This is a genomic window from Methylocystis sp. H62, from assembly GCF_015709515.1.
Taxonomy (GTDB): domain Bacteria; phylum Pseudomonadota; class Alphaproteobacteria; order Rhizobiales; family Beijerinckiaceae; genus Methylocystis.
The window spans coordinates 1-9,904 of record NZ_JADNQZ010000020.1 but is presented as its reverse complement, the minus strand read 5'-3'; the positions used below and the strand labels follow the sequence as shown (position 1 = coordinate 9,904).

Below are 9,904 nucleotides of genomic sequence, written 5' to 3'. Positions count from 1 at the left end.
ATACATTCACTTCGTGATCGAGAGATTGATCTTCGGCGGCCGCGAATTGCCGATTTAAGACAATTACGTCGAACTCTTCCGGACGGCGCCCACGAAGGGATTCATCCGAGTCAAAGCATGTATTGAGCGTGACCGCATTGATGGCTTCCATCAATGTCCCTCCAAGAGAAATCGCCACCGCGCCCTGGCCAAATTATGTGCATCGCGCTTAATAGTTAGGTGCACTGCAGCAACCGCTATCTGTCAACGTCTCATTCCGAAATTCGTTGCATCGGGCGCACATTTTTTCCTGAATTTTTTCGTCACACACCGAGCAAATGCGTAAATTTATTTCGAGTTGTCGGCGACTTTCCTTGATGTAGGAAATTTTGACAAAAGCGAAATCGCGCCGTCGGTCGGCGTCTCGTTGCTAAACCTGCTAATGCGTTTGCATGACGATCCGTTCCTGAAGCGTGTTTAAGAGAAAGCGCAACTGCCGCCGACCATCACTCCGGCTGACTCCCCATCGCAATGACGCCAGGAACATTTTTTGCTTGTTGACCGGAGAAGTTTTCTCCGATGTCATCGCCGCGCAGGGGGATCTCAAGATGAGTGCGCCGGAGCGCATCCACACCTACGCCGGAGTCATCTACGATAGCGCGCGCTGGAACAGCCTCATGCGACGCGCGGGCGACGTCATCGTCTGCACACCGCTCAACTGCGGCACGACCTCGACGCAGAAGCTGTGCGCTCTCCTCGTGCATCAGAGCGCGACGCTGCCGCATTCCCTGACGCGCCTTTCGCGCTGGCTCGACCGCCTAGCGCAGCCGAATGTGAGGTTAACGCGATGTCGAGATGTTCCGATATAGCAAGCACCGCAAGTCGACCAAGGAGATACACATGAGGGCGCTAAAAGTCGGGATCGTTGCCGCCCTTCTCGCTTCGCCAGCTTACGCCGACCGAAAAAAGGCGGACGCATGTGCAGCGGGTCTTTCACCTGACTCTAAAGCCATCTATGCGGCAGCAGTCGGGAAAATGCGTCGAGGAGCTGACAACGAGGCGGTCGTAACAGCAATCACCCTAAGCAAGGTAAGCTCCGGCAGATTAAGCCCTTTAACCGCAAAGACGACCGCCGAGGCTGCCGGCGATTGCCTAAAGAAATTGGCAGATTGATTACGTCGTCGAGACCAGCATCGATGTCGTCATGGCGCGGCATTTTGCGCTTGGTCGGGAAGTTCACGATGCAATCGCCGTCGCTGACGCCGTTCTCGCACAGATCGCTGCGCTTTGTGCGGTTGAGAAAAAGTTCCGCGGCAGCGACACAGCGACACGACAAAAGATCACCAACGCGCGCTCGCGGCCGCTTGTCGCGGAACTGGACGCTTTCCTGCGCGCCCAGGCCGCGCGGTTGTCGCCGAGCAGCAATATGGGACAGGCGATCGCCTATCTCCTCAGCCATTGAGACGGGTTCACCTCTTTTTTCGACGACGGTCGCGTCGAGTTGGACACCAACCCAGTCGAAAATCAGATCAGACCGCTGACTCTGACTCGCAAGAATACACTCTCAGCAATGGTGTATCGACGAACTCATGCCCTTATCGCCAAAGCTTTGGCAATAGGAGTCTTTCAGATAAGCGCGCGACCGGTGCCAACCTCAACCGATGATTGAGGAGCGAGACGTTGCGCGTGTCTGGCATCAGCCATTTGGCGAAGAACTGTCCCGACAAGCCATAGTATGCCGTCCGCCGTGCAGTCCCCTCCCCTCGCGACAGCGCCGAAAAATCCGTCCGACGCCACGCGCCTTCGAATAGGACGCTAAGGCCCCGCGGCTCGACAATTAGGACTGAAGGCATGATTACGGTCGAGCCCGACAACGCACCATGTCACGCCAGGTCCCGCGCCGATGAAGCCCAAAGATTCGCCGATATTGTAGACGACCTCGCGTCTTACGCCGTCGTTAAAAAGCGCCAGTGCGCGACAATAGCGACGGGGAATATAGCTCAGGCCGTTGTTGCGGGCGCCGATGTCCTCGACGCCGTCAAAGGCCACAATGGCCAGAGGCGAATTCCAGAACCAGGCTTCTCTTGCCGCAAAACCCTTGACGACTTCGTTGAGAATCGTCGGATCGATGCAGTAGGGAGTTAGTCCTGAGTAAGGCAAAATTCGAAATTCCGCTGGCGGGTTTCCCTCGCGCGCCGGCTGGGCCGCCGCCGTGGCCGCAGCAAGCGCGAAAAGCGCCGTCGCGGCGGCTCGCCTCCAAATTCCGCCAGATCCCTGGTTACGGCGCCGCATCTCGCTTCTCCTAAATTCGCCCAATAGCTAACGATTGACGCCAAAACCGCTCCCTGCGTCAAGGTTATGCGGCACACTATTAAGGCCAGTTCCGCCGCTGTCGATTTGCCTTTTGAGGGGGTCTGCGTCACTTTACATGCATATTGTACCTGGCGGCGCAATAATCGGCCAATGAGCGGCGCGTGGGGCGGCGCGCGTATTTGGTCTGAGCCGCGACGCCGTGGCGAAGATGTGCCGCTATTCGGCGCCGCCGGGCTATCTGCGGACGAAGCCGCTGGAGCGGCCGAAGTTTGGCCCACTCATTCCTGTGATCGACGCCATTTTGGAATCCGACAAGACGGCGACGGCGAAGCAACCCCGTTTCGCAGCTCGTGCAAGGCGATGGAGAGCGGTTGCAGCTTAGCGAAGCGATAACCGGACTCCTCTAAAATTGGCGGAGTAGTAGCGGACGGTCAAAAGAACATTCCGCGGCTGCGTCGACTTGCTCCCGAAGACCTCCAGGAACTTTCTCGTCGTGCGAAAGGCGCGCCGATGACGTCGCAACTGATCTCTTTGCCGGAGACCGACAAGAGTTCGGTGGGGGGCGGAAGGTTGCAGATAAGCGATCGCGGTCACTGCCAAAATCTCGGTCGGCGTCAATTGGGGCACGCCGGCGACGAAGACGAGCTCGTAAGGCCGCGCGTGCAATTCGTCGGGAACGTCGGCGATCAGGTCGTCGAGATTGCAGGTCGATCTGACAAGCCGCGCCAAAACCTCGCGCTGATTTTGGGGAGCCAAAGAGAAATTCAAGCGGTTCGCACTATCTCCGACGATGTCGACGAAGTGGTGCGTATCATCCGATATCCATCGTGACGTTGACGGCGGTGAAATGCGACAGTGGCCGACGCAAACGAGCGACGCGAATTCGCCCCCAGGGATAGCCGCCACTCGATCGCTTTGCACTTGTTCTTGCTTGAACTCGCTCACGCGAAACCGACTAACGTCTAACTTGACGAGTCTTCACGTCGCGCGGGGGTAGCGATCCCGGCGAGCAGCGCGACAACGTCGGCCTGCCGGGTGCACCCAGTTTTCTCAAGCACGCCGCGCACCTGGCTGCGCACAGTACTGAGCGATACTCCTCCGGACATGGCAATCATCTCGACTGTGTCCCCGCCCACAAGACTGCGCGCTACGTTTGCCTCGGCGGGTGTGAGATCGAAAAGCGATCGCACGAGTTCAACCGGCGGCGCATGGGGCGCGCCGATCGGCGCAAAAATTATAACGGCGGCGCAACGAACGAAAATGTCGCGCGCCGACCGACGGATCGGCACGACATGCGCCACGCGCAGGGCGCGCCCTTCCGCATCGCGCAGCGGGAAAGACTGCGCGGGTGAAGCGTCCGAGCGAGGAAATGCCTCAATGATGCCGCGCAAAACTGTGTCTGCAGCGCTGTCTTTGAGTGACATTCGATCCTGCGCCCGAAATCTTACGCAGTCGGTCAGCGTTTCGATCTGATGGTTCGCCGCCAATATCTTTCCCGCCTCATTGAGAACCACGGCCGGCAAATCGAGAAGCGCCATCGCTTCGCTCATCGCCCCTGCGCGCTCCATCTGGAGGCGCGCCGAAACTAACGCGCTTCGCGCGAGGTGCGGGCGCAAGGCGTCGAGGCGCTGCACTTGTTGGCGCTCCACCGGGCCATTTTCGGTGCGGCGGTTGACGGCTAGGAACGCACTTTGCCCGCTGGGAAGGCGGATGATAGTGGATGCGTTATGCATATAGCCTTCTGGGCCGAATAATTTCTGATACATTGGCTCGTCGGCGATCTGTTGCGGCGTCCACACGTCGCTCTCAATCGTGAAGCCCGGATAATTGCTGGCTTGCATGAGCGCGCCGAAACGTCCGCGAAAGAGCCAGTTTTCCTCGACAAATCGGCGTGGACCATGATGGTCGGTGGGAGACGACTTCCACAGTGTTGCGGCGCTGTCGCCAAAAATGGTCACAGACCCAATCTGCGCGCCGGCCAGCTCGGAAAGACGGTCAATAACTTGTGGCCAATGTTCGGGAACGAACGCGCTCTCATGAATGAGTTCAATAAGGTCTTCATCCATCGCTCAACCCTCTTAAGTGCGTTCGAAAATTCATTGCATCCACAATTCTGATGATGACCAGCCGAACCGATTAGAGTTTTCTAGATGGGCGCGGCTTTGCAAATAGCCCTTGCTTGCATGGAGAAGACGGCGAAAAGGTCCTTTTTTCGCCCTCCGCCCTTACGGAGGCATTTTACATGCTTCATTCGGTTTCGCCTTTTTTTGCAATCAGTTCCGGTCTGGCGAGGGCAATCAACGGGTGTCTTGTCTCCCGGCGACTTAGCCCGGCAGGGCAAAGTGATCATAGCGACAATCCATATGCCGTGACACCCATGGGCGCCATCGCTCGCAGGGCGCTTGGACTGGCGCCGCCGCACTTGCGGGAAACTGCAGCCGAACGCTGGCTGCGCCGCGTGAACGCGCCGGGACCTGCGGCAGAGCATGTTTTCCAATTTCTCCTGGACGATAGCGAGCTTACGGTTACAAAGGGCGCAAACAATTTTTACACACGCCAATATCGGCAATATCTTAATGCGACAATGGGCGTCTTCGCCATGACAGCCGAGACGGCTTTGCTCGGTTGCGCAGCTGAGCCCGATGGCTTTTTGTTTCGCCGCACCCGTCCCGTCTGCGCGGCGATGGTCGAAGACGTCAATAGCGCCCCACCAATCCTGGTCCTTGATCACCAGAGCGTCGCCGTTCCTTTGCTGCTGCCGACGCCCAGAGGAGACGATCCTACACGGGCGATCGACTTTTGGCTTGCAGGCAGGAACGACATGCCGAACAGCTATAAACAGCTCGTCGCAGGCGATGAGATACGTTGCGCGACGCCGCGGGCGCGTGCGAGGCGTCGCAGCGCGGTCGCCGCTCTCATCGAGCTAGCGGACGCCGTTCGCAAAACGAAAAGGCTTGCGATACTCGCGCTGCACCCACGCGATCCAGACGCGATGGGGTTGCATATCACGCTTTTCGGCGTTGAGCTCATCAACCCAGACCAACTTGCGCATGACTATGCGCTTGATCAGGATTTTATTGCGCGATGGCGAGATGTGGCCGAAAGCACCGGCCGCTTGTTGCGTTTTTTCGTTGGCGGGACAGAAGAGGTGTTTACTCAGTGTTCGCAAAATCTCTTCGTCAAACGACGGGCGCCGCGGCCAAGCAATGCGCTGCGCGCCGGATGGCCCGATGCATGGAATCCAGGCCAACCTTTGGAAGCGCTGATCGCAAAGCAGTTCGAACTCTTTCAGGTGACCGCTTCCGCTTCGGGCCTTCCGGGCGTGTCGCCGCGTAATGGCCGCATCAGCAAGGCTGCCTTTGTCTGTCACAGTCATGGGGGCGCGAGGCTTCTGATCCCATACTTCACGGGCAACGCCGTGCACGGACACGCCGCAAAGCTATGGTCCAATCCAAGCGGCGCGATTGTCATTTGGGACGACCACACCTCACTCTCTGCCACTACCATTTCTGGGCGCTCGCACATCGCCTCCCATGAATGGGTCGAGAAGAATCATCCTGAGGCCGCTGAGAAACTCACCGAGCGCAAGAAGCGGAGCGGAGCGTCTGCCATAGCGCCAGTATACTGGTTCGTGCAAGAGGTGGCGCAAATCTTCCAACAGGATGAGCCTCTTGCCCGAAAGGCACTCGATCCAATGCGACCAACTTGCAGCATTCACGCTGCCGGTCATGCGTCACATGGAAAGAAGCCTGCGTATTTCGCAGCCGACACGCTTCCACCCTATGACCAGAAATGGCAGCACGAACGCGAGCTGAAAGGGCGTCCGATCGACGCTTCGGGCTTTGAGCGACGCCATTGGGAGCGGGCGGTGGAACCTAGACTTGCCGCGCGCCGCAGGCATCTTTCGACGATTGATCCTAATGCGCCTTTAAACCGCGATGACGATCATTCCTGCGTCAACCTTTCTTAGGGAATCGACCATGAGCCAGTCACAACGAGACGTTACCGCGGACGAATTCCACATCGAGTCAAAGCTCGAGCTAATGCATCGTCACCCTGTTTTCACGATGGTGACGGATATCGCGAGGCTACGAACGTTTATGGAGTGGCATGTTTTTGCCGTCTGGGACTTCATGTCTCTCGTAAAGCGGCTGCAACGAGACTTCACCTGTGAAAGCGTTCCGTGGCTTCCTCCCGCGAATCTCCTAGCAGCTCGGCTGATCAATGAGATTGTCCTCAGCGAGGAGACTGACAAAACGCCGGAAGGTGGCCACGACAGTCATTTTGGCCTGTATCTCTCTGCGATGCGCGAGGTTGGCGCATCAACGGATCAGATCGAGAGTTTCATCACACTTTTACGTGCAGGATCGAGCGTCGAAGCGGCGTTGAATTTGGTGGGAGCTCCCAAGGCCGTCGCTGATTTCGTGTGCTTCACCGTGGAAACCGCGCGGCGCTGCGAGACGCACGAGGTTCTGGGCAGCTTTTTCTATGGGCGGGAATATTCCATTCCCAAAATGTTCACATCGCTGCTCGACAATTGGACTGTAGATTCTGCGCTTGCGCCAACCTTCGTCTACTATGTAAATAGGCACATCACACTTGACGGTGACGTTCATGCGCCCGCGGCGCGCGCGATTATCGAACTGGTGGTGAGAAACGATGTTGCGCAACGACGCGCATTTCATACCGCTTCCCTAACGTCCGTCAACCGACGCATTGATCTATGGGATGGATTGGCTGATCATTTTCAGGTGCAGTCAAAAAGCTTTGGGATCAACTGCGGGCCGGCATTCGTGTTCGACGAACACATTCGCGGAGACCTTCTTTGAATCGCACCAAGGGCGATTCTCCTTTTAGCGCTAATGCCGTTCAGTGGGGCTGGTTGTTGGAAGAAGTCTTTTCCGGCGCGTTTCGTTAAAGGGGTCCACTGGCAAGTTCTTTCCCGTTGATATATTATGGAGGCTCGTTAGCCGATCACTCTATCCTTTTTCAAGCGGCTGCAATCGGCACTAAGTCGACGCCATTTACGGTCCACGCCATTTGTGCGCTCGCGCACCGTCGTTCTAGAGATCGATTGATAATCTCTCCAGCGAAAAGGAGCGGAAATGCAATTAGGAACTGTCAAATACTACAGCTCAGAACGCGGCTTCGGGTTTGTGCGGCCGGAGAGCGGCGGAGCGTCGGTATTCGTCCACTTCAGCGTCTTTCAGCGCGCGGGGATCATGAACATTACGCCGGGCTCGAAGATCTATTTCGAGACCGGCGCCGACCCCCGCCGGGGGACCGAGTGGGTCGAAGAGGTGGAGCTGGCATCGCTTCGCGTTCGATCGTAAATCGCCGCGCAGCGCGAAGAGCGGCGGTGTCGCGGATTTAGCGTCCGTCTGCCTTGCGGAAGCGTGTTCACATCAAGCCGGTCTTTGGAAAAATCGATTTCAACATAACAGCGTCCATCATGTCCCTTGCCTAGGTGGACTTCGCTTCGCGCGGCCCAAGCGACTGTTCGGGTTCGAATGGACGGCGGACGAGCGGCCAAGCTGAGGAACGGGGCTCGATCGCCTGAGGATGAGCCGGCGTCCCATCCGCCACCGCAGCGGCGTTGTTAGGTGATCCGGCACGGTTTAAGTTCAAGCGATGATCAAATACTCGCCGGCTTCGTTCTTGCCCCGGATGACGACATGGCTATGAGGCACCAGCATAAATATGAAACCATCCCCACGCGATCAACGACGTCACCTCGGGCGCTGGCCGAAAAGGTGGGATATTTGTCCTTGCTGCGAACTGAAGCGCGCGTGAGATCGCGTCATGAAAAAGGAATTTTCAAAAAAGCGATCCCATGAAGATGCACGGTTCCGTCGGGTCGGGTTTTTGGTTTACCCGGACTGCCAGAGCCTTGATCTTTCAGGTCCATTTGAAACGTTCCACTGGGCCAATATTATGTTGAGCGTGCTGAGAAAGCCGCCGACCTACCAGTCTATCGTGATCGCTCAAGCGGCGGGACCTGTCCCGACGATGTCCGGACTGCAGATCATCGCCTCTCACAGCTACGGCGAGATGGTTGAGGGGTTGGACACCTTAGTCGTTATCGGCGGCACGGGTTGCGAAGCCGTCACCGAAGACTCTGCGCTCCTCGAATGGGTCCAGTCGATTGCGCCCAGGACGCGGCGGATCGTTTCAATTTGCACTGGCGCGTTTGTTCTAGCGCGGGCGGGCCTCTTAGACCGCAGGCGCGCGACGACGCACTGGACTTATGCAGACCGTCTCGCGAAGGCGTATCCCTCGATCGAGGTCGACGCGAGCCGCATCTTTGTCCGCGATGGGAATGTCTACACATCAGGAGGGATCACAGCAGGTATCGACCTCGCCCTATCTCTAGTGGAGGAGGATCTGGGTAGGGAAACGATGCTGGGCGTCGCACGCGCGCTGCTGGTGTTCCCGAGGCGACCGGGCGGTCAATCGCAGTTCAAGGGGCATGCGAGCGTACTGGAGACGCCTTTACGAGTGGACGTCAGCGAACTTCAGACATGGATGTTGGCGCATCCTGAGGCGGATCTAAGCGTCCCCGCGCTGGCGGATCGCATGGCGATGAGCGAGCGCAGTTTCTCGCGCCTGTTCCGCAATGAGACTGGTCAGACGCCCGCCGAATTCGCCGAACGAGCGCGCGCCGACGCGGCACGCTCCAAGCTTGAACACACAAATTCATTAATCGAGGTGATTGCTATGGAATCCGGTTTTGGAAACGCCGAGCGCATGCGACGCACTTTTCAGCGCCTTTTCGACGCTAGTCCAGCCGACTATCGGGCGCGCTTCCGATCGACGCTAGACGCCTGACTCAGCCCCAAAACGGCGATTTCGGCGCAAAACATTTTCTTCAACTAAATCAACCAGAACATGGGAGGATTTCCATGCGCATTCTCTTTTTGACTTCCGCACATAATAGCCTCAGCCAGCGGCTCTTCGTCGAACTCGTCGAACGAGGGCACGAAATTCGGGTGAGCGTCGTCGCGCTCGGCGCGGAGATGATCGAATCCGCCGAGCGGCACGCTCCGGATCTGATTATCGCGCCGATGTTGAAGATCGCGATTCCAACTGAAGTTTATACCCGCACGAGATGTCTGATCGTGCATCCGGGCATCAAAGGCGACCGAGGACCATCGTCGCTCGATTGGGCGATCACGAGCGACGAAAGGGCATGGGGCGTCACCATCCTGGAAGCCGCCGAGGATTTCGACGCGGGGCCGATTTGGGCCTCTCCGGAATTCGCGCTCGATGCAGATCCGCCGAGCAAATGCAGTCTGTATCGCGGCCCGGTGACTGAAGCCGCTTTGTGCGGCGTGCTTGAAGCGATCGCGCGGATCGAGACGGGCGAAGTTCAGTCCGGAGACTGGCGGCCGGAACCCCTCTGCGAGGCGATGTCATATGCGCGAGGCCGTCTTCGCCCCTCGATGAAGCAAGCGGACCGCTCTATTAATTGGAAAAAGGACTCGGCGGCGACCGTTATCAGGAAGTTGCGCGCCGCGGACAGCGCCCCGGGCGTTCTGAGCAAGTTGCTGGACATAGACTGCTTCCTTTTCGGCGCGCACCAAGAGGATCGCCTGAGAGGCGCGCCCGGTGA

Annotated in this window: 10 protein-coding genes and 2 pseudogenes; 10 read left to right on the top strand and 2 right to left on the bottom strand. The window is 57.9% G+C overall.

What is annotated here, in order from left to right; translation table 11 throughout:
- The first annotated feature begins 533 nt into the window (after positions 1-533).
- From IYY11_RS00535 to IYY11_RS00525, 3 genes and pseudogenes are all read left to right on the top strand, one after another.
- On the top strand, positions 534-848 hold the full coding sequence (locus IYY11_RS00535) for a hypothetical protein (protein ID WP_196402331.1): 315 nt from the start codon (positions 534-536) through the stop codon (positions 846-848).
- Between the two features lie 31 nt (positions 849-879).
- On the top strand, positions 880-1,152 hold the full coding sequence (locus IYY11_RS00530) for a hypothetical protein (RefSeq protein WP_083481398.1): 273 nt from the start codon (positions 880-882) through the stop codon (positions 1,150-1,152).
- 31 nt (positions 1,153-1,183) lie between these two features.
- Positions 1,184-1,648: pseudogene (locus IYY11_RS00525) on the top strand (transposase).
- 146 nt (positions 1,649-1,794) lie between these two features.
- On the opposite strand, the gene IYY11_RS00520 reads toward IYY11_RS00525, so the two are convergent.
- Complete coding sequence (locus IYY11_RS00520) at positions 1,795-2,271, bottom strand: hypothetical protein (RefSeq protein WP_196402330.1); 477 nt, start codon at positions 2,269-2,271, stop codon at positions 1,795-1,797.
- Between the two features lie 181 nt (positions 2,272-2,452).
- Between IYY11_RS00520 and IYY11_RS00515 the strand changes: the two are divergent.
- Both IYY11_RS00515 and IYY11_RS00510 read left to right on the top strand, forming a co-directional pair.
- A pseudogene (locus IYY11_RS00515) lies at positions 2,453-2,644 on the top strand (IS21 family transposase); the annotation flags it as partial.
- A 158-nt stretch (positions 2,645-2,802) separates the two neighbouring features.
- Positions 2,803-3,123 (top strand): hypothetical protein, encoded by a 321-nt coding sequence (locus IYY11_RS00510; RefSeq protein ID WP_196402329.1) that lies wholly within the window; start codon positions 2,803-2,805, stop codon positions 3,121-3,123.
- 131 nt (positions 3,124-3,254) lie between these two features.
- Here IYY11_RS00510 and IYY11_RS00505 read toward each other — a convergent pair whose 3' ends face one another.
- On the bottom strand, positions 3,255-4,358 hold the full coding sequence (locus IYY11_RS00505) for a helix-turn-helix transcriptional regulator (RefSeq protein WP_196402328.1): 1,104 nt from the start codon (positions 4,356-4,358) through the stop codon (positions 3,255-3,257).
- 176 nt (positions 4,359-4,534) lie between these two features.
- Between IYY11_RS00505 and IYY11_RS00500 the strand changes: the two genes are divergently transcribed.
- The 5 genes from IYY11_RS00500 to IYY11_RS00480 form a co-directional block, all read left to right on the top strand.
- Positions 4,535-6,262, top strand: coding sequence for a hypothetical protein (locus IYY11_RS00500; protein WP_196402327.1), 1,728 nt, complete (start codon positions 4,535-4,537; stop codon positions 6,260-6,262).
- A gap of 10 nt (positions 6,263-6,272) precedes the next feature.
- On the top strand, positions 6,273-7,121 hold the full coding sequence (locus tag IYY11_RS00495) for a DUF3050 domain-containing protein (RefSeq protein WP_210331176.1): 849 nt from the start codon (positions 6,273-6,275) through the stop codon (positions 7,119-7,121).
- 276 nt (positions 7,122-7,397) lie between these two features.
- Positions 7,398-7,625 (top strand): cold-shock protein, encoded by a 228-nt coding sequence (locus IYY11_RS00490; RefSeq protein WP_196402326.1) that lies wholly within the window; start codon positions 7,398-7,400, stop codon positions 7,623-7,625.
- A 469-nt stretch (positions 7,626-8,094) separates the two neighbouring features.
- Positions 8,095-9,120: a GlxA family transcriptional regulator gene (locus tag IYY11_RS00485; protein WP_196402325.1), complete on the top strand. Its 1,026-nt coding sequence runs from the start codon at positions 8,095-8,097 to the stop codon at positions 9,118-9,120.
- A 74-nt stretch (positions 9,121-9,194) separates the two neighbouring features.
- A partial coding sequence (locus IYY11_RS00480) for a formyltransferase family protein (RefSeq protein WP_281431650.1) occupies positions 9,195-9,904 on the top strand: 710 nt, incomplete at its 3' end.